The organism is Thermodesulfobacterium geofontis OPF15 (assembly GCF_000215975.1).
GTDB lineage: Bacteria > Desulfobacterota > Thermodesulfobacteria > Thermodesulfobacteriales > Thermodesulfobacteriaceae > Thermodesulfobacterium > Thermodesulfobacterium geofontis.
The window spans coordinates 1194308-1212982 of record NC_015682.1; the positions used below are offsets into that span (position 1 = coordinate 1194308).

General features: G+C 30.1%; 20 protein-coding genes. 12 read left to right on the forward strand and 8 right to left on the reverse strand.

Annotated features, from left to right (window positions below; translation table 11 throughout):
• Positions 1–18 precede the first annotated feature (18 nt).
• Genes dsrM through TOPB45_RS06235 form a run of 7 tightly spaced genes read left to right on the forward strand, consistent with a single transcriptional unit; the run spans position 19 to position 6766 of the window.
• Positions 19–1080 (forward strand): sulfate reduction electron transfer complex DsrMKJOP subunit DsrM, encoded by a 1062-nt coding sequence (dsrM, locus tag TOPB45_RS06205; protein ID WP_013909985.1) that lies wholly within the window; start codon positions 19–21, stop codon positions 1078–1080.
• 15 nt (positions 1081–1095) lie between these two features.
• Positions 1096–2730: a sulfate reduction electron transfer complex DsrMKJOP subunit DsrK gene (gene dsrK, locus TOPB45_RS06210; protein ID WP_013909986.1), complete on the forward strand. Its 1635-nt coding sequence runs from the start codon at positions 1096–1098 to the stop codon at positions 2728–2730.
• Positions 2731–2741: 11 nt separating this feature from the next.
• Positions 2742–3128 carry a sulfate reduction electron transfer complex DsrMKJOP subunit DsrJ gene (gene dsrJ / locus TOPB45_RS06215; RefSeq protein WP_013909987.1) on the forward strand — a complete coding sequence of 129 codons (387 nt, stop codon included), beginning with the start codon at positions 2742–2744 and terminating at the stop codon, positions 3126–3128.
• The gene (gene dsrO, locus TOPB45_RS06220; protein WP_013909988.1) at positions 3119–3898 is read left to right on the forward strand and encodes a sulfate reduction electron transfer complex DsrMKJOP subunit DsrO; all 780 of its coding nucleotides are present in this window, start codon (positions 3119–3121) and stop codon (positions 3896–3898) included. Before dsrJ ends, dsrO begins: the two co-directional genes overlap by 10 nt.
• A 24-nt stretch (positions 3899–3922) precedes the next feature.
• Positions 3923–5113 carry a sulfate reduction electron transfer complex DsrMKJOP subunit DsrP gene (dsrP, locus tag TOPB45_RS06225; RefSeq protein WP_013909989.1) on the forward strand — a complete coding sequence of 397 codons (1191 nt, stop codon included), beginning with the start codon at positions 3923–3925 and terminating at the stop codon, positions 5111–5113.
• 54 nt (positions 5114–5167) lie between these two features.
• The gene (locus tag TOPB45_RS06230; protein ID WP_013909990.1) at positions 5168–6562 is read left to right on the forward strand and encodes a cobyrinate a,c-diamide synthase; all 1395 of its coding nucleotides are present in this window, start codon (positions 5168–5170) and stop codon (positions 6560–6562) included.
• Between the two features lie 15 nt (positions 6563–6577).
• The gene (locus tag TOPB45_RS06235; RefSeq protein WP_013909991.1) at positions 6578–6766 is read left to right on the forward strand and encodes a 4Fe-4S dicluster domain-containing protein; all 189 of its coding nucleotides are present in this window, start codon (positions 6578–6580) and stop codon (positions 6764–6766) included.
• Positions 6767–6809: 43 nt separating this feature from the next.
• Here the strand turns inward: TOPB45_RS06235 and coaD are convergent, their stop codons facing one another.
• Together coaD and TOPB45_RS06245 are read right to left on the reverse strand one after the other, a co-directional pair.
• A complete protein-coding gene (gene coaD, locus TOPB45_RS06240) occupies positions 6810–7304 on the reverse strand; it encodes a pantetheine-phosphate adenylyltransferase (protein ID WP_013909992.1) in 495 nt (164 codons plus the stop codon).
• Positions 7305–7317: 13 nt separating this feature from the next.
• Positions 7318–8757: a hypothetical protein gene (locus tag TOPB45_RS06245; protein ID WP_041430357.1), complete on the reverse strand. Its 1440-nt coding sequence runs from the start codon at positions 8755–8757 to the stop codon at positions 7318–7320.
• A 255-nt stretch (positions 8758–9012) separates the two neighbouring features.
• Between TOPB45_RS06245 and TOPB45_RS06250 the strand changes: the two genes are divergently transcribed.
• Genes TOPB45_RS06250 through trmFO form a run of 5 tightly spaced genes read left to right on the forward strand, consistent with a single transcriptional unit; the run spans position 9013 to position 13933 of the window.
• Positions 9013–9552, forward strand: coding sequence for a PilN domain-containing protein (locus TOPB45_RS06250; protein ID WP_013909994.1), 540 nt, complete (start codon positions 9013–9015; stop codon positions 9550–9552).
• 2 nt (positions 9553–9554) lie between these two features.
• Positions 9555–10193, forward strand: coding sequence for a type IV pilus inner membrane component PilO (locus TOPB45_RS06255; protein WP_013909995.1), 639 nt, complete (start codon positions 9555–9557; stop codon positions 10191–10193).
• The gene (locus tag TOPB45_RS06260) at positions 10194–10661 is read left to right on the forward strand and encodes a hypothetical protein (RefSeq protein ID WP_013909996.1); all 468 of its coding nucleotides are present in this window, start codon (positions 10194–10196) and stop codon (positions 10659–10661) included.
• The gene (gene pilQ / locus TOPB45_RS06265) at positions 10658–12619 is read left to right on the forward strand and encodes a type IV pilus secretin PilQ (RefSeq protein ID WP_013909997.1); all 1962 of its coding nucleotides are present in this window, start codon (positions 10658–10660) and stop codon (positions 12617–12619) included. The genes TOPB45_RS06260 and pilQ overlap by 4 nt, the downstream gene beginning before the upstream one ends.
• Entirely contained in the window at positions 12620–13933 is a 1314-nt protein-coding gene (gene trmFO / locus TOPB45_RS06270; protein WP_013909998.1) for a methylenetetrahydrofolate--tRNA-(uracil(54)-C(5))-methyltransferase (FADH(2)-oxidizing) TrmFO, read from the forward strand.
• Here the strand turns inward: trmFO and yajC are convergent.
• The 6 genes from yajC to TOPB45_RS06300 all read right to left on the reverse strand — a co-directional run bounded on the left by yajC (position 13923) and on the right by TOPB45_RS06300 (position 18605).
• Positions 13923–14270 (reverse strand): preprotein translocase subunit YajC, encoded by a 348-nt coding sequence (gene yajC, locus TOPB45_RS06275; RefSeq protein WP_013909999.1) that lies wholly within the window; start codon positions 14268–14270, stop codon positions 13923–13925. The two genes, trmFO and yajC, sit on opposite strands and share 11 nt — an antisense overlap.
• An 11-nt stretch (positions 14271–14281) precedes the next feature.
• Positions 14282–15421: a tRNA guanosine(34) transglycosylase Tgt gene (gene tgt / locus TOPB45_RS06280; RefSeq protein WP_144011495.1), complete on the reverse strand. Its 1140-nt coding sequence runs from the start codon at positions 15419–15421 to the stop codon at positions 14282–14284.
• Complete coding sequence (locus tag TOPB45_RS06285) at positions 15408–16595, reverse strand: pyridoxal phosphate-dependent aminotransferase (RefSeq protein ID WP_013910001.1); 1188 nt, start codon at positions 16593–16595, stop codon at positions 15408–15410. The genes tgt and TOPB45_RS06285 overlap by 14 nt, the downstream gene beginning before the upstream one ends.
• Positions 16596–16619: 24 nt before the next feature.
• Positions 16620–16937, reverse strand: coding sequence for a hypothetical protein (locus tag TOPB45_RS06290; RefSeq protein WP_144011496.1), 318 nt, complete (start codon positions 16935–16937; stop codon positions 16620–16622).
• Between the two features lie 244 nt (positions 16938–17181).
• Positions 17182–18177 carry a M20/M25/M40 family metallo-hydrolase gene (locus TOPB45_RS06295; protein ID WP_013910003.1) on the reverse strand — a complete coding sequence of 332 codons (996 nt, stop codon included), beginning with the start codon at positions 18175–18177 and terminating at the stop codon, positions 17182–17184.
• Complete coding sequence (locus TOPB45_RS06300; RefSeq protein WP_013910004.1) at positions 18144–18605, reverse strand: GNAT family N-acetyltransferase; 462 nt, start codon at positions 18603–18605, stop codon at positions 18144–18146. Before TOPB45_RS06300 ends, TOPB45_RS06295 begins: the two co-directional genes overlap by 34 nt.
• Between the last annotated feature and the right edge of the window lie 70 nt (positions 18606–18675).

Here is an 18675-nt window from a genome sequence, read left to right on the forward strand (position 1 = left end):
AAAGGAGAGGGATGGATTATGAATGCCTTAGTAAGTTTTATAATTTTTGGTATTTTAGTTGCTATACCTTGGTTTGGAGTAGGGGTATTAGGTTTAGATAGTTTATTTGGAATTATAATTCCTTATGCTTGTTTTTTGGTATTTGTAATAGGTCTAATTTACCGAATTATATATTGGGCTAAATCCCCTGTTCCTTACAAAATTCCTGCAACCTGTGGACAACAAAAAAGTCTTCCCTGGGTAAAGAGAACTTTTAGAGACAGATTAGAATCACCTTTTTATACTTGGGAAGTAGTTCTAAGAATGTTTTTTGAAATTGTATTTTTTAGAAGCCTATTTAGAAATTTAAGGGCAGATCTATATGGAAAAAGGCTTATTTATGGTTCTGCAAAATGGTTATGGCTGGGTGCTATTCTATTTCACTGGTCCTTTTTTATAATCCTTTTGAGGCATTTAAGGCTTTTTACTAATCCAGTGCCTCAAATTATTCAAGGATTGGATTATTTAGATAGCTTTATTCAAACCTTAGGAGTCCCTCCGGTATATATTACAGATATACTGATTTTAGCTGGTTTAACTTTTCTCTTGTTAAGAAGATTCTTTGACCCCAAGGTGTCTTATCTTTCTTATGGCTCTGATTTCTTTCCTTTATTTTTAATTCTTGGTATTGTAATTACAGGAGTATTAATGAGATATTATATAAAGGTTGATTTATATGCAGTTAAACAATTAACTCTTGGTCTTGCTACATTCAATCCTGTCATTCCTGAGGGAGCAAAAATAGGAGTAATTTTTTATATTCATCTATTCTTAGTTTCATCTCTTGCTGCCTATTTTCCTTTTAGCAAGCTTGTTCATATGGTAGGTGTATTTTTCAGTCCAACCCGTAATATGGCTAATAACAACCGTGCTGTAAGACATGTTAATCCTTGGGAATATCCGGTAAAACATTTAACCTATGCAGAATTTCAAGAAAAATTTAGAGAGGCAATGGAACAAGCTGGAATTCCTATAGACGAGGAAGTAACAAAAGAAGAACATGAATGGTATACTATGTATGGTCCTCATAAAAATATATAAAGAGAGGGGGTAAAGATGAGTCTTCCTAAACCTGAGGAATTAATATCTGATGTGAATTTGCATAAAACTCCAGAAAAAGATTGGATGGATATAAAACCTGAATTAAAAAGAGGATATTATTTAGGAATAGTAGAACCTAAATATTTAGAAGAGTTAGATCTTAACACATTGGGGAAATGGCAACCTTATGATGAAAAATGGCCTCTTCCTGAAAATTGGAAAGAGATTGTAAGAAAAGAGATTCTAAAGAGGATGGAAAAACATAGATCCTTTAAATTATTTATGGATATATGTGTAAGATGTGGAGCCTGTGCGGATAAATGCCACTTTTTCTTAGGAACTGGAGATCCAAAAAATATGCCTGTTTTAAGAGCAGAACTTATAAGATCTATAATAAAAGGTGAATTTTCTACCTTTGGTAAACTTCTTGGAAAATTTGCAGGTGCAAGAAAATTAACTGAAGATGTCATAAAAGAATGGTTTTATTATTTTTATCAATGTACAGAATGTAGAAGATGTTCTGTATTCTGTCCTTATGGTATAGATACTGCAGAAGTAACTATTATGATGAGAGAAATTTTACTTGAACTTGGTATTGGTACAGATTGGGGAATAAAACCAGTTCATAATAGTTATTATATAGGAAATCATGTAGGTGTTCCTCCTCATACATTTAAAGAAAATTTAGAATTTTTGGCTTGGGAATTTGAAGATATTACAGGGATCCATATTGATTTAGATAGATATATAAATAGAAAGGGAGCTGAAATTTTATATGTTCCCATGTCTGGAGACTATTTTGCTGATCCAGGTATTTATACAATGATGGGAATTCTTGCCCTTTTTCAGTATTTAGATTTAGATGTAACTATGAGTGCTTTTGCAACTGAAGGTGGTAATTTTGGATTCTTCCATTCTTTAGAGATGGCAAAAAGACTTCATTCAAAAATATATGAGGAAGCTAAGAGACTTAAAGTTAAGTGGATACTTGGTGGAGAATGTGGACATAAATGGAGGGTCTGGCATCAATACCATAATACTTGGTTTGGCCCTATAGATTTCTTAGAAGTTCCAAAATCTCCTATTACAGGAACAGTTTTTGAGCATGCCAAATCTAATAAGATTGTTCATATAGTTGAATTTACAGCAGATCTAATTGCCCATGGAAAGTTAAAGTTAGATCCTTCAAGAAATGACCATCTAATAGTTACTTATCATGATTCTTGCAATCCTTCAAGAGCTATGGGATTTTTTGAAGAACCAAGATTTATCTTAAAACATGTATGTAATAACTTTGTTGAGATGCCAGAAAATACAATTAGAGAAAAAACTTTTTGTTGCGGAAGTGGGGCAGGTCTTAATGCTGGAGAAAATTTAGAAATAAGACAAAGAGGTGGTTTTCCAAGAGCAAATGCAGTAGAGTATGTGCATAAAGAATATGGAGTTAATCAATTAATTTGCATATGTGCTATTGATAGAGCAGTTTTCCCAACTCTTTTAGGATATTGGGTTCCTGGGGTTGATGTAGGAGGACTTCATGAACTAGTTGCTAATGCACTTGTCTTTGAAGGAGAAAAATCAAGGGATGTAGATTTAAGAAGAAGACCTCTAAAACACCCTGTAAAAGGTACTGATCAATCTGAAGAATAGGAGGTTAAATTATGTATAATGCAGGGAAGGTAATATTTTTTATAATTGTACTTATTGTGTTTTTTACTATACCAATGTGGTTAAATTTTGGAAGATTACAAGCTATTCCACAGCCAGAACTTCCTAAGGAAGAAAAAAAATGTGTAGAATCAAAGGAATATATGAAAGCTTATCACATGAAATTATTAGATAAATGGAGAAAAAAAGCTATTCGTGAGAATCAGCATATGTATATTGCAAGTGATGGAGAAAAATATACTATCAGTTTACAAAGAACTTGTATGAAATGTCATACAGATAAAGAAAAATTTTGTGATAGGTGTCATAATTTTGTGATAACACACCCAGATTGCTGGGATTGTCATATTGCACCGGAGGTGGCGAAAAAATGGCAATAAAAAGAAGAACCTTTCTAAAATTAACAGGTTTAACTTTATTAGGAACTGCAGTTAAGGGTTTATTAAACAGGGGGGAAATAAAGGCACAGGAGTATACTTCCCCTCCAGAAGCTTTAAAGGGTAAAAGGTGGGCAATGGTAATTGATGTTAAAAAATGTAAAGAGGGTAGGGCTACTTGTGGTCTTAAATGTATAGAAGCTTGTCATTATGTACATAATGTTCCCTCAATTCCTGATAAAAAAAGAGAAATTAAGTGGATTTGGGAAGATAAGTTTGAACATGCCTTTCCGGAACAGGCAGATGAACATCTTAAGGAAATCTTCAAAGATGTTCCTTTTTTACTTTTATGTAACCACTGTGATAATCCTCCTTGTGTAAGAGTGTGTCCAACTAAAGCTACTTTTAAAAACAAAGAAGGAATTGTAATGATGGATTTTCATAGATGTATAGGATGTCGTTTTTGTATGGCAGCTTGTCCTTATGGAGCAAGATCTTTTAATTGGTTTGATCCTCGTCCATATATTAAAAAAGTAAATCCAGAATATCCTACCCGTATGAAAGGTGTAGTTGAAAAATGTTTATTCTGTTATGAAAGATTAGCTCAAGGAAAAATTCCTGCATGTGTTGAAGCCTGCCCTGAGAAAGCATTAATTTTTGGAGATTTAGAAGATGAAAACTCAGAAGTTAGTAAAATTCTTAAAGAAAAGGTTGCTCTTAGAAGAAAAGCAGAATTAGGAACTCATCCATCTGTATTTTATTTAATAGATTAAAACTTTTAAAGGAGAGGTGTAAATATGTTAGAAAAGGCACTGGTAGGAAGTAAAAAATATTGGTTATGGGTTTTATTTTTGCTTTCTATTATATTTATAGGATTTCTTTGTTATCTTTATCAATTTAAAGTAGGATTAGGAATTACAGGAATGAGTAGAGATGTTTCTTGGGGATTCTATATTGCTAATTTTACCTTCTTAGTTGGAGTTGCAGCTTCAGCTGTAATGGTTGTACTTCCCTATTATTGGCATAATTATAAAGAATTTGGGAAGATTACTATATTAGGTGAATTTTTAGCTGTAGCTGCAGTTACTATGTGTATTCTTTTTGTATTTGTTGATCTTGGACAACCAATGAGAGTATTAAATGTTCTTAGATTTCCTACTCCAAATTCTATAATGTTTTATGATGTAATAGTGCTAAGTGGTTACCTTTTATTAAATTTACTCTGTGGATGGACTGTTTTACATGCAGAATACAAAGGAACGAAATATCCTTCTTGGTTAAAACCTTTTATTTACTTAGCTATAGTATGGGCTCCAAGTATTCACATTGTTACCGCTTTTCTCTACCAAGGATTACCAGGGCGCCATTTTTGGTTAACAGCTATTATGGCTCCAAGATTTTTAGCTTCAGCCTTTTCTTCCGGACCTGCTTTAATTATTGTAGTTGCTCTTTTATTAAAAAAGGTTGCTAATTTTGACGCAGGTAAAAAGGCTATAGATACACTTTCAAAGATAGTAGCCTATGCTTTTGTAATAAATGTCCTTTTATTCCTCTTTGAGTTATTTACAGCATTTTATAGTGGAATTCATAGCCATCAAGCACCTATTAAATACTTATTTGTTGGACTTGAAGGACATGCAGAATGGGTACCCTTTATGTGGACTTCTTATATTTTAGCAGCTATTGCCATAATACTACTTGTTATTCCAGCTTTAAGAAGAAACGAAACTACTTTAGCTCTTGCCTGTATAGCTGTATTTCTTTCTTGCTGGATTGATAAAGGTATTGGATTAATTACTGGTGGATATACTCCTACACCTTTCGAAACTATCACTCCCTACAGACCAACTTTACCAGAAATTGGAATTACTTTAGGTGTTTGGGCAACCGGATTTTTAATTATGACCATCCTTTATAAAATTGCTTTAGAAGTAAAATCTTCTAAAGAATTAGTGGTAAAATACGAAGGGGTTCTATATAAAAAATAATTTTTGAAAGTTTTTCTCCTCCTTCTTTCTTATTTTTATTTTAAAAATTAAATTATGAAAATTTCTTATAACATTCCCAGGATATTAATTTCTTCGCATAAAGGTGGTTCAGGCAAAACTATATTTACTATTGGATTAATTTATTATTTAAAATCTATTGGATTAAATCTATCCGCCTTTAAAAAGGGACCTGATTATATTGATGCAGGTTGGTTAAGTAAAATTTCAAAAACCCCTTGTAGAAATTTAGATTTATTTTTGTTTGACGAAAAGGATAATTTATATTCCTTTTATTTAGGCTCTAAAGATTCCGATCTTGCTATTATTGAAGGTAATAGGGGATTATTTGACGGACTTGATATATTTGGAAGTTGTAGCACTTCAAGACTTGCTCAACTCTTAAAAGTTCCCATAATTTTAATTCTTGATTGCACAAAAGTGACAAGAAGTCTTGCAGCTTTAATAAAAGGCTTTCTTGAATTTGAAAAAGATATAGAAATCAAAGGGGTTATTTTGAATAAAATAGCAAGACCAAGGCATGAAAACATAATTAGAGGTTCTATAGAATATTATACAGATGTTAAAGTATTAGGAGTTATTCCTAAACTAAGAAATTTACCTCAAGAAAGGCATTTAGGGTTAATTACTTCTTTTGAATATAATGAGAATTTTTTTTTAGATCAACTACAAAAGATTATAAAAGAAAATGTAGAGGTAGAAAAAATATTAGAAATCAGTAAAAAAGTTCCTCCTATAGAGATAGAAGTTTCTCAACCAGAAAATATTATTGAGTTTAAAGATGTTAAAATTGGAGTGTTTAAAGATGAAGCTTTTCAATTTTATTATCCCGAAAATTTAGAAACTTTGACAAATTTAGGAGCTGAACTTATTTTTATAAATGCCTTTAAAGACAGAAACTTACCAGAAGTCTCAGGTCTTTATTTAGGAGGAGGGTTCCCTGAAGTAAAAGCAGAAGAACTCTCTGAAAACAAAGAACTTTTAAAAGCAGTTAAAGATGCTATAATGGAAGGAATGCCAGTTTATGCTGAATGTGGGGGTTTAATGTATTTAGGAGAAGAAATAATATGGAAAGAGAAAAGATATCCTATGAGTAAAGTTTTACCTATTAAATTTATGGTAGAAAAATTTCCCCAAGGACATGGATATGTTATAGCTAAAATAAAAGAAAAAAATCCTTATTTTGAATTAGGGACTTCTATAAAAGGTCATGAATTTCATTATTCAAAACCTTTAGAAATGAAGTTTAACGAAGAAATAAAGTTTGCCTTTGAATTAGAAAAAGGTACTGGGTTTGACGGCAAATTAGATGGAATTTTGTATAAGAATTTATTAGCAACCTATACCCATATTCATGTTTTTAGTGTAAAATGTTGGGCAACAAATTTTTTAAAAAAAGCAAAAGAGTTTAAAGAGCAAAAATTATACTAACTAAGGAGGTGGGGTATGGTTGAAATTACTGTTAATTATGACACTTGTGAAGCTTGTGGATCTTGTATAGATTCTTGTCCTGCTCAGGTTTATGACAAAGGCGAAGATGGGAAACCAATTGTAGCAAGACCTGATGAATGTATGGTATGTTTTACCTGTGTAGAAGTTTGTCCTACTGGATCTATTACAGTTAAGGAACTTTAATTTTTAGAAACAAAAAGGGGAAAGAGAGTCTACCTCTTTCCCCTTATCTAAATTTTTCTTTTAACTTTTCAGCTACTATTTTAGGAACTAAATCGTCTACATTTCCACCTAATTTTGCTACTTCTTTTACAATTGAAGAACTTAGGAATATCCACTTAAGACTGGTTAAGAGAAAAACTGTATCTATACTATTAGAAAGCTTTCTATTCATTAAAGCTATTTGCATTTCATATTCAAAATCAGAAACAGCTCTTAAACCCCTAATAATCGCACAAGCTGATTTTTTCTTAGCAAATTCTACTAATAATCCAGAAAAGGCTTCCACTTCTATTCTATGATTTTCAGGTAGCTCTTTTATAGCTTCTTTTATTAAATATACCCTTTCTTCTAAAGAAAAAAGCGCTTGCTTTTGAGGATTTTCTCCTACAGCAACTATTACTAAATCAAAAAGTTTTAAAGCTCTTTTAATTATATCTAAATGTCCATTAGTAATAGGATCAAAAGTACCAGGATAAATTCCTATTTTTTTATTTTCCATTTTCTTTTAGTTTTTATTCTTTTTTACTGTTATTATGGATGAGCTCTAAAAAAAGCAATTTAATTTTAGGATTCCCTTCTAATTTTCCTATACCTAAGAATCCTTCTAAAAATTCTACATAACTTGTATCTGGTCCATTAACTATTCTAAAAAGAAAGGCTAATTCTTGAATACTTTTTTGTTTATTTTTTTCATATCTATATAAACCCCACAATAGCTTAAAATAAGTATAATCTTCATGCTTATAATATTCCCAAAGTTTTAAAAAGGCACTATAGTTTCTTTCCATTCCTTCATCATAAAGAGGTAAAATTGCTGGAAAATAATAAAATTGGGTGTCAGACTCAGTTTTATATTCATATCCATAGACTAAAGGCCAAATACGATATTCTTTTTGCAAAGGTTGATTAGTCTCTTTAGTATATCTGTATTTAGAAAAGATAAGAAATTTATATTCTCTTTCTTCGAATTCATAACTTTTGTGAGTAATGTGATCCTCTTTATAAAAATATAAAGGCCAAATAATAAAATAGTCTAAGCTATCTTTTCTTTTTATATACCCATAAAAAGGCCAATATCTCAAACCTTTTACATTTTCACCTTCTATTTTTTGATAAAAGGGCCATGGTGCATCAATTTGTTTATAATAATATTCCTTTGCATAAACCTTCTGGAAAAAGGGCCAAAGAATAATTTTTTTATTATAACTTTCCGTATCTTCCTTTATATAAAAAGGAAACACTATTAATTTATCCGAATAACCTTCTTCAGGGTCTTCGAAATGGGTTCTTATATAAAATGGCCAAAGGACAAACTTTCTTTCTGTATTAGCCTCTTTAAAATGTCCAAACAAAGGCCATATCTTAAATCCAGAATACTCTGGAGGTTGAGTTCGTTCTTTTTCTTTTATAGTTCTTATGAAAGGCCAAAGATAATTATAAGCTGTGTATTTTTCATATTCGATTTTACTATAAATGGGCCAGAGAACGAAAATTATTTCTTTTTTTCCGAATCTGTTTTTAAATTTTCCATAAATAGGAAAGAAACCTCCATATGTTTCATTTTGTGAGGTTTGACCCCAAAACACAGGAAAGAAATCAAAATGCCTTTCTTCTTGTCTTTCTTCAGGAGTTTTGACCCAGGTTTTATTTATTAAAGGAACAAATTTTAAAGATTCAGTTTCATTATCAGATTTATAAACTCCTAAAGGAGAAATAAAATAAATCCTTTTTTCTTTTGGATTTTTTACAGAAGAATAAATTGGTCTAACAGAAGTGCCATTTTCATCAGGAAAAGAATACTTATAAATAAATGGGCCAGCAATTTCTAAACGTTTAGATTTACTGATTTTGTTTTCACTATAAACTACTAAGGGCCAAAGATTTAAGCGTTTTTCTGAACTGTCTTCATAGGAATAGGCTATTTGAAAACTAAAAACTAAGAAAAAAAACATCAAAAAAAATAAAAGAAAAGAACTTTTAATGAGGTTGTACATTGGACTAAATTATATTTTATTATTTTTTTAAAGTCAATATTTAAAGCTTAATTAATTTAAAATTAAAAACTTCACAAATAGTAAAAATTCAAGGATTGGAATTTTATTTAATAATTTTGCAAAATAGACCGATAATATTTTTAAAATAATTTTTAAAAAAAATTTAAAAAAAATCCTTGACTTGTTCTGATTTATAAGTATAAATAAAATTTTATGATAATAAAGTTCAATTTACTTCCTAAAAAAGAACTTATAAGGGTTGAAGAAGAGAAAGAGAGGTTTGTATTTTTAAAAACTTTTCTGATTATTTTTATAGCTGTAATTTTAACTATTTTTGCAGAAGGCTTTCGTTTGCAATACACTTTGAAAACTTTAAAAAATGAAAAAGTAGAAAAAGAAAAAAGATTAGTAGAGTATAAAAAAATTGCAGAAAAGTTAAAAGGATTAGAAAAGGAAAATGAAGAACTAAAAAAACGAATTTCAACTATTATCACCCTTAAAGAAAATCAAGGTAAAGGGCTTCAAAGGATAGAGACTTTAATAGGAAATATAGGTAAAAATAGAATTGTTTTTACAGAACTTTTAGTAAGTATTTCCAATGCTACTATGAATGGTACCAGTTCAGATTTAAGAGATATAGCTGAATATTTAAAAAATTTGGAAAATGTTAAAGAAATAGTTAAAGAGGTCACTTTAAACAAAACCGAAAAAAAAGAGGGTTATATAGAATTTAGAGCAGAGGTTTTATTTTAATTATGAAAGCTCTATGGGAAAAACTTAAAGATTGGGAAAAAACAGCTACTAATAGAGAAAAATTTTTAATTATTTTTGTCTCTATTTTAGCTCCTTTGTTTTTATTCTACAAATTTTATTATGTCCCCACAAAAGAAAAAATAAATATTTTAGAAGAAGAAGTTAAAAAATTGGATTTAGAAATTCAAAAATATGAAAATATGGCAAAAAAAACGGCAATTTTAGAAGCTCAGATGAGGCAAAGACAAGAATTTTTAGAAAAAGTTAAAGAAATTCTTCCTTCTGCAAAAGAAATTCCAAATATTTTAAAACAAATTTCCGACCTCGCTAAAATGAATAATTTAGAAGTTATAACTTTTGAACCAGAAAAAGAAATTCCTCAAGACTATTATAATATAATACCTATAAAAATGGTAATCCAAGGTAGATTTAGTAACGTTATGAATTTCTTAAATTCTATAGAAGATTTACAACGTTTAATAGCATTAAATAGTATAAGATTTCAGGTTAAAAAAAATCAATTAAATGCTGAAGTGATTTTTCATACTTACAAATATACAGGGGCTCCTTTAGAGAAAAAAGAGGAAAAGAAAAAAGAAGAAAAAGCTAAAGAAGAAGTAAAAAAGGAGAAGGAAGTATAAATGAAGTATTTAGTAATATTTTTATCTATTATAATTTTAGTTAGCTGTTCTCATAAGGAAGAAAAAAAAGAAACCGTTCCTAAAGCTTTACCTGAAAAAACCGAAATAGAAGATATAGAATTAAAAAATTGGGCAAAATCATTGGAAGAAAAACCCTATAAAATTAATATAAGTAAACTTAAAAATCCATTTATAGCCCCGGAAGTTCTAAAATCAACTATAGAAAAAAGAGGGAAAATACCCTTGGATTTGGTAGGTATTTTAGAAAAAAGAGGAGAAAGAATAGCTTTATTACAAGATAATAACAAAAAAGGATACATAGTGAAAGTAGGTACTAAGGTGGGAAATATTAAGGTATTAGAAATAGGAAAAGATTATGTAATAATTGAAGAGGAAGAAACTAATATTTATGGAGAAAAAGAAAGAAATAAAAGAATATTACCTTTGAAAAAGGAGAAAACGTCATGAAGATAAAGAGGATAGGTATATTTATTTTTTTTATGATTTCATTTTTATTATTAAGTCTAAATTGTTTTGCTACTGAAAAAATATACTTAGAAGATGTACTATTTTTAAGAGAACCTGTAGATAGACTGGTTTTTGAATTTAGTAATAAACCTAAGTATGAAATTTCTAAAGAAGAAAATAAAATAAAATTAACCCTTTATAATGTAGTTCCTAAAACCTCTAATTGGATGAAAAATCTTCCTAAGGAGATATTTAAAGAAATTAATGCCTCTTATGAAAAAGAAAAACTTTATTTAGAATTTCTTTTAAGTGAACCTTTTAATTTTCAAATAGTTCCTTTTGCAAATAAAGTAATAGTAGATCTTATATGGGAAAAACCTGAAAAACCTGTAAGTGTAGTTATTAAAAAAGAAAAAATTGAATATTTAGAGAGAAAACCAGCAAAACCTTTTGAATCCTTAGTTCCTAAAGTATCAGAATTTCCTGAATATGAGATCTATTTAGGTGAATATAGAATGAAGATGCCTTTAACAGCCAAAGAATATAAAGGCTTACCTGTTACTGTAGATTTTCAAGAAGCAGATATACATGCGGTTTTAAGATTTTTAGCAGAGGTAGGAGAAATTAATATTATTGCCAGCGAACAAGTAAAAGGTCTTGTAACTTTAAGGGCAAAACAGGTTCCTTGGGATTTGTTATTAGATGTAGTTCTTGCTAATAAGGGGTTAGCTAAAATTACTATTGGTAATATAACAAGAGTTGGGACTTTAGAAGAAATTAAAAAGGAAGCAGAACTTTATAGAGATTATATGAGAGCCCTTGGTGAAAGTACAGAAGGAATTAGAAGAGAAATAGAAAACCAAAGAGATATTCTAAGAGCTATTCAAGAAACAGAAGAGATGACAAATAGACTTATTACTAAAACTTTTGAACTTAAGCATATTAGAGCAAGCAAAGTAGTAGATTTAATGAAAAATCAGAGAATTTCAGAAAAACTTTCAGAAATTCTTAAAGATCCTAATAAAATCACCTTTGACCCTTTTACTAATATTCTTATTGTGAAAGCAACTCCCAAAGTGCTTGAAGAAATAGAAGAAATAATAAAAAGAATAGATAAACCAAGACCTCAGTTTTTAATTGAAGCAAGGATTGCAGAAATAAGTGATACCTATGTGCATGAACTTGGAGTAAAATGGGGAGGTGCTACTTGGAGAGCAACTGAGCATAGTATTTGGGGTATTTCTCCTCGTCCATCTTCTTCTACAGGTAGTATAACTTATACCTATCCCGGAGGCGGTGGACCACCTACTACCAATGCTACCATTTCACTTCCTACCCCAACTATTGTAGATTTAGGTGCAACTCCTACTCAAAGAACTTCACCTAGTGCCTTGGGAATAGTTTTAGGCTACTTTGGCAAAAATGCAGCCTTACTTGATTTTCAGTTATCTGCACTTGAAGAAAAAGGTGTTGCAAGGATTCTTTCTAAACCGAGTATACTTACCTTAAATAGAGAGCCAGCAACTATTAAACAAGGCTATAGAATTCCATATTTAAGATGGGTACCAGAGGTTCCGGTTCCCACAGTAGAATTTATTGATGCAGGAGTTAAATTTGATGTAATTCCTTCCCTTACACCTGAAGGTAAAATCCTTTTAGACATTACTATAGAAAAATCTACACCAGATTGGTCTCATACTGTTCAAGGAGGAGTTCCTGCCTTATTTACTAATTCTATTCAAACAAGTGCACTTGTTGATAATGGAGAAACATTAGTTATAGGAGGAATTAAAATAAGTGACATTAGTGAAACATTGGATCAAGTACCTGGATTAGGGAACATTCCTGGTGTTGGAGAAGCCTTTAAAAGAAGAGGTAAACAATTAACCAAAACCGAACTTATAGTCTTTATAACACCCAAAATTGCCTACATTCCTATTGCAGGAATTGATTATTAAGTGTTTGAAGTTGTTGTCATAGGCGCTGGACTTGCTGGTTCAGAAGCCTCTTGGCAAATTGCTCAAAGAGGAGTTAAGGTTATTCTCTACGAAATGAGACCATTTAAAATGACCCCAGCCCATAAAACTGATAAATTCGCTGAATTGGTTTGTTCAAATTCTTTACGTTCAAAAGAACTTCATAAAGCAGTAGGATTATTAAAAGAAGAATTAAAAATGCTTAAATCTCTCATAATGGAATCTGCCATAAATTGTGAAATAGAAGGTGGAAAAGCTCTCGTAGTAGATAGAGAATGTTTTGCTAATTACATTACCCAAGAAATATTTAATCATCCCTTAATTAAAATAAAGAGAGAAGAGGTTACAGAAATTCCTAAGGATAAAATAGTAATTGTAGCTACAGGTCCCCTTACATCAGAAAGTTTAGCTAAAAATCTTTCTGAGCTTATAGAAATTCCTTATTTGCATTTTTATGATGCTATCTCTCCTATTGTTTATGCTGATTCTATAAATTGGGAGAAAGTCTTTGTTGCTGATAGATATGGGGAAGGAGAGGGAAGTTATGTAAATTGTCCTTTAACTAAAGAGGAATATGAAAAATTTGTTGAAGAGTTACTCAAAGCTGAAAAAGTTCCTCTTCATCCTTTTGAGGATCCTAAATATTTCGAAGGATGTTTACCTATTGAAGTTATGGCTGAAAGAGGAAAAGATACCTTACGTTATGGTCCTATGAAACCTACCGGTCTCATAGATCCAAAAACAGGTAAAGAACCTTATGCAGTAGTTCAGCTTCGCCCAGAAAATAAAGAAAAAACACTTTATAACATGGTTGGATTTCAAACTAAATTGAAATATCAAGAACAAATAAGAATTTTTAGAATGATACCTGGATTAGAAAAAGCTGAGTTTGCAAGATTAGGCTCAATTCATAGAAATACTTTCGTGAACGCACCTTTAGTTTTAGAACCAACTCTTCAACTTAAAAAATTTCCCAATATTTTTCTTGCAGGACAAATTACAGGTGTTGAAGGTTATGTAGAATCGACAGCTATGGGACTAATTGCAGGTATTAATGCAGAAAGATTAGCAAAAGGAAAGCCTCTTGTTATTCCACCTAAAGAAACTGCTATAGGAGCCCTGATTAATTATTTACAAACTGCAAATCCTAAATATTTTCAACCTATGAATATAAATTGGGGACTTTTCCCTCCTTTGGAAGAAAAAATTCCTAAAAAATTAAGGTATTTTAAATTAGCAGAACGAGCTTTAAAAGCTTTACAGAATTGGATTAAAGAAAACTCAATTATTGAGTAAAAGGTCCGCTTATATATCCTTTTATTACAGGAATATTTATATCTTTATCAACTTCTAACCATACTATATTATCTTCGATCTTAATTATTCTTCCTACTATTCCTCCTACAGTAAAAACTTTTTGTCCCACTCTTAATTCTGAAATAAATTTTTGATGTTCTTTCATTTTTTTCTGCTGGGGTCTAATTAAAAGAAGGTAGAAAATAATAAAAATCAGTATCAAAGGAAGTAAAGTAAAGAGAAAACCGATCAGTCCCCCTCCTTGAGGAGCTTGCCCTTGTTGAGGAGGGGTTCCCATAGCAAAGACGAAATTTACAAAAGGGTTTAATAGATCCATAAAAAAACCTCCTATTTAGAGTCGTTAAAATTCTTTAAATAATATTGAGCTACTTCCTCTCTTAGATTTTCTAAAGTCTCAGTTTTAATAGCATTTTTAATATGTTTCATTAGTTTAGCATAATAAAATAAATTGTGAAGTGTTAAAAGAAAATAAACTAATAATTCTTTCGCATGAAAAAGGTGTCTTAAATATCCGCGAGAAAAATTTCTACAAGTATAACATTCACATTCTGGATCTAAAGGTAAAGAATCACTTTTAAAAGAGGCATTTTTAATAGATAAAAAACCTTTAGAAGTAAATACAGTTCCTCTCCTTGCGTTTCTTGTAGGCAAAACGCAATCAAACATATCTATACCTCTAATAACTGCATCTATTATATCTAAAGGAGTTCCGATTCCCATTACATATCTTGGCTTGTGATAGGGCATATATTCTAAACTTGTTTCTATCATTTGGTTTCTTGTTTCTAAGGGTTCTCCAACTGAAAGCCCTCCTATAGCGTATCCATCAAATTCCAATGAAGTAATAAATTTGGCACTATATCTTCTTAGATCTTCATACATTCCTCCTTGGATTATACCAAAAACTGCCTGTTTTTCATTTTTATGTCTTTGCCAATATTCAAAAGATTCAACAGCCCACTTATGAGTAAGTTCTGTAAGATTTTTTGTTTCTTCATAGGATAAGGGATAGGGAATGCAAGTATCAAGAACCATCAAAATGTCAGAACCAAGTTTTTTCTGAATTTCCAATACCATAATAGGAGAAAAAAAATGCTCGGTTCCATTTATATGAGATTTGAAAAGTATTCCTTCTTCAGTAATTTTTCTAAATTGGGAAAGGCTATATACTTGGAAACCTCCACTATCTGTAAGTATAAGTTTTTTCCAATTCATAAATTTGTGAATCCCTCCAAGTTCTTGAATAATATCTGGCCCAGGTCTTAAATAAAGATGATACGTATTAGAAAGAATAATATTATAACCTAAAGAACTAACAATTTCAGGAGGCATAGTTTTAATAGTTCCTTGAGTTCCAACTGGCATAAAAACTGGAGTTTCAATAACACCTCTATGAGTTATAATTGCTCCTATCCGAGCTTGGTTTTTTCGGCTTTGATATAGAATTTGAAATTTAAACATATTTATAAATTTTTTTACATGCTTCTATAAATTTAGGTTTCATATTTAATAAAGTGTCTTCAGAAACGCAAAAAGAAAGTCTCACATGATTTGAACTTCCAAATGCTCTTCCTGGAACTGCAAGAATAAGCTCCTTTTTTAATAGTTCGCAAAATTTTAAATCCTCTATAGGAACCTTAGGAAAAATAAAAAATCCGCCTTTAGGTTTAATAAAAGAAAGGCCGGATTCTTCTAAAATTTTACAAATTATATCTCTTCTTTTTTGATAAATTTTTACATCAACCTTTGAAAAAGCACAATTAGCAACAATTCTCTGAGCTAAAGCTGGAGCATTAACAAAACCAAGAATACGATTACATATAATTAATCCATCAAGAAGCATTTTTTTGTTTTCAATTTCTGGATGTACTGCTATAAAACCTATCCTTTCTCCTGCTAAAGAGAGTTCCTTAGAAAAACTATAGGCAATAATGCTATTTGAATAGTATTGAAAAATCGAAGGAACTTTTTCATTATCAAAGACTAAGTTTCTATATGGTTCATCAGATACAAGATAGATAGGTCTACCAATGTTTCGGCTTTTTTTATCAAGAAGTTCGCAAAGTTCTTCAATTTCCTTTTCTGAATAAATTTGACCTGTAGGATTATTAGGAGAATTTATCAAAAAAATTTTAGTTTTTTCAGAAATTGAGGCTTCAATTTTTTCCATATCTAAGCTAAAATCTTCTTTTGTAGGAACTGCTTTAGGAACTCCTTGATGATTTTCTATATAAAAAAAATATTCTACAAAATAAGGAGAAGGAAAAAGAACCTCTTCTCCTGGATTTAATAAAGTTTTAAAAATTACATTTAACGCACCTGCTGCTCCACAAGTCATTATGATTTCTTCAAAGTTCACTTTAATCCCCTGCTCTTTAGTAATTTTTTTTGCCATCGCTTCTCTAACAAAAGGGAATCCTGCATTAGGCATATAGCGATGATAAGAGGGATCATAATTTTCTAAGATCTTTTCAAGTGCCTCTTTTACTTCTGGAGGCGCAGGTAAATCAGGATTACCTAAACTCAAATCAAAAACTTTGTCTTCTCCATATTCCTTTTTAAGTTTTAAGCCTTCTTCAAACATTTTTCTTATCCAAGAACTTCTTTCTATATAATTTTCTACCTGTTTTGACATATACATTGCTTATACCTCCTCTTATAAAAATTATTCGCATTCAATTTCTTTTGTTATAATCCAAACATAAGGATTTGAACAAATAACCTTTCCATCTTTAATCACATTCCAACTCCATAAATAATATCCAAAAGAACCATATTTTTTCATTTTTTGAGTTAAAGAGGTAGAATAAGGTTTATAGTATTTTAGCTGAATTAAATCCTTTCCTATAGTGAAAATAAAAAGTAAAGTTAAAAATGCCCCAATAAATATTCCTAATAAAAAAGTCAGGATTAATCTAAAATCAGGTTGATAACCTTTTACATTTTTTATGGAAAATCTCTGAAACACCTTCTTAATTATCAAGGCTTATACGCACCCCCCCTTATTACTAATAAATACTAAATATTATTAGGTTGTTTGTTATTGTCAATCACAACTTTAAAACAAGAAATAGATTTATAAAAAGTTGGAAAATTTTTCATTTTGGTTTAAATTTTAAATTAAAAAAGGGAAGAATATGAAAAAGAAAAAATTATTACCAATTTTAGCCCTTGGTTCTTTTGCATCTGCTATATTTTTAAGGATTTTAATAAAAACTCCTTTATATTTATCTTGGTTTGTTTTTAGAAGAAAAAAGAAAGTTTAGAGAAGCTAAAACCTCTATAGCTTTTTTAATCTCCTCTATTTTTACTTTTTCTTCTTTAGTATGACAAAATTCTAAATTCCCTGGTCCCCAGACTACTACATCAAATCTTTCTTTTAGATTTAAAGCATCTGTCCAGGACTTCATTTCAGTATAAGAAATGGGTAATTTAGCTAATTTAATAGCTTCTTCAAGATATTTTACTACTTCACCACTTATATACCCTTCATAAACATGGTCAATTTCATATTTGCCAAAATTTTCTACAAATTTAATTTTTTCTAAATAGTCAGAAATCTTTTCTTTGGGTTTAAGAAAAATTTCAAACTTTATTTCACAAATATCTGGTATTATGTATTTTTCAGACCCTCCGTTAATTCTTAAGGGATTAAGTTTTAGATTTAGTTTTTTAAGTTTTTTATAAAGTTCAAAAGTTTTTTCTATAGCATTAATTCCCTTTTCAGGGAAAGCTCCATGTGCTTCCTTACCTTCAACCTTTATTATAAGTTCAAAACTTCCCCAATGTTTGGAAGCTATTTCTAAATTAGTAGGTTCCATTACTATAGCAAATTTCCCATTTTCCCAAGTTTTTACAAATTCTTTAGAGCCAAGACCATCTTCTTCTTCATCACAAAAAAAAGCAAGAGTATAGTTTAATTTATTTTCAGCTGCGACAAGCATAGCTGTAATACTTGCTTTAGCATCACATACCCCTGTTCCATAGGCATAAATTCCATCATAAAAAAATTTGTAATCTAAAGGAAGAGTGTCTAAATGGGTAGCTACTATTAGATCTGAAGTAGTTTTAGTAGCTATATAATTTTCGCTCTCAAAAACTTCATATCCTAAATTTTTCAAATAATTTTTCACAAATTCTTTAATTTGGTCTTCCTTTTTACTTGGAGATTCAATTTCTACTAAAGTTTTTAAGAGGTTAATGATTTTGTCATTCTCAACCATTTCCCCCATTCTCCAGCTTCTTTAAAACCAAATTTTTTGTAAAAATTTATGGCTTTGTAATTAGTTTTTCCAACCCAAAGTTCAGCAAGTTTTCTATCTTTTTTAATTCCATAAGATAAAAGATGTTTCAAAAGCTGAGAGCCTATACCCCTTTTTCTAAATTCTGGGAGAACAAAAATTTCATGAATTTCTAAAACCTTTTCTCCCTCAAAATTTATCCAATTAGTATCTCCTCCTGCAAATCCTACAGATTTGCCATTTTCTTCTGCCACTATAAAGCCCTCTTTATCTCTATTATAAAGCCATTTAAAATAGTTCTTAATTTCTTTCCTTGTTCTATATTTATAATTTTCTAATTCTTCATAAGCCTTAATATAAGTTTCTATAAAATCATTTATATCATTTGGTTTTACTTGTCTTATTCTCATAACAAAGATTACAAATTTTTATTATCAAGAAAATTCCCCAAAGTCAAGTTTCCTGTAATTAATTAAAATT

Excerpts from the sequence above, each read along its gene's own strand:
- dsrM (WP_013909985.1), top strand. The coding sequence starts at position 19 with ATGAATGCCTTAGTAAGTTTTATAATTTTTGGTATTTTAGTTGCTATA.
- dsrK (WP_013909986.1), top strand. The coding sequence starts at position 1,096 with ATGAGTCTTCCTAAACCTGAGGAATTAATATCTGATGTGAATTTGCAT.
- dsrJ (WP_013909987.1), top strand. The coding sequence starts at position 2,742 with ATGTATAATGCAGGGAAGGTAATATTTTTTATAATTGTACTTATTGTG.
- dsrO (WP_013909988.1), top strand. The coding sequence starts at position 3,119 with ATGGCAATAAAAAGAAGAACCTTTCTAAAATTAACAGGTTTAACTTTA.
- dsrP (WP_013909989.1), top strand. The coding sequence starts at position 3,923 with ATGTTAGAAAAGGCACTGGTAGGAAGTAAAAAATATTGGTTATGGGTT.
- TOPB45_RS06230 (WP_013909990.1), top strand. The coding sequence starts at position 5,168 with ATGAAAATTTCTTATAACATTCCCAGGATATTAATTTCTTCGCATAAA.
- TOPB45_RS06235 (WP_013909991.1), top strand. The coding sequence starts at position 6,578 with ATGGTTGAAATTACTGTTAATTATGACACTTGTGAAGCTTGTGGATCT.
- coaD (WP_013909992.1), bottom strand. The coding sequence starts at position 7,304 with ATGGAAAATAAAAAAATAGGAATTTATCCTGGTACTTTTGATCCTATT.
- TOPB45_RS06245 (WP_041430357.1), bottom strand. The coding sequence starts at position 8,757 with ATGTTTTTTTTCTTAGTTTTTAGTTTTCAAATAGCCTATTCCTATGAA.
- TOPB45_RS06250 (WP_013909994.1), top strand. The coding sequence starts at position 9,013 with ATGATAATAAAGTTCAATTTACTTCCTAAAAAAGAACTTATAAGGGTT.
- TOPB45_RS06255 (WP_013909995.1), top strand. The coding sequence starts at position 9,555 with ATGAAAGCTCTATGGGAAAAACTTAAAGATTGGGAAAAAACAGCTACT.
- TOPB45_RS06260 (WP_013909996.1), top strand. The coding sequence starts at position 10,194 with ATGAAGTATTTAGTAATATTTTTATCTATTATAATTTTAGTTAGCTGT.
- pilQ (WP_013909997.1), top strand. The coding sequence starts at position 10,658 with ATGAAGATAAAGAGGATAGGTATATTTATTTTTTTTATGATTTCATTT.
- yajC (WP_013909999.1), bottom strand. The coding sequence starts at position 14,270 with ATGGATCTATTAAACCCTTTTGTAAATTTCGTCTTTGCTATGGGAACC.
- TOPB45_RS06285 (WP_013910001.1), bottom strand. The coding sequence starts at position 16,595 with ATGTATATGTCAAAACAGGTAGAAAATTATATAGAAAGAAGTTCTTGG.
- TOPB45_RS06295 (WP_013910003.1), bottom strand. The coding sequence starts at position 18,177 with ATGGTTGAGAATGACAAAATCATTAACCTCTTAAAAACTTTAGTAGAA.
- TOPB45_RS06300 (WP_013910004.1), bottom strand. The coding sequence starts at position 18,605 with ATGAGAATAAGACAAGTAAAACCAAATGATATAAATGATTTTATAGAA.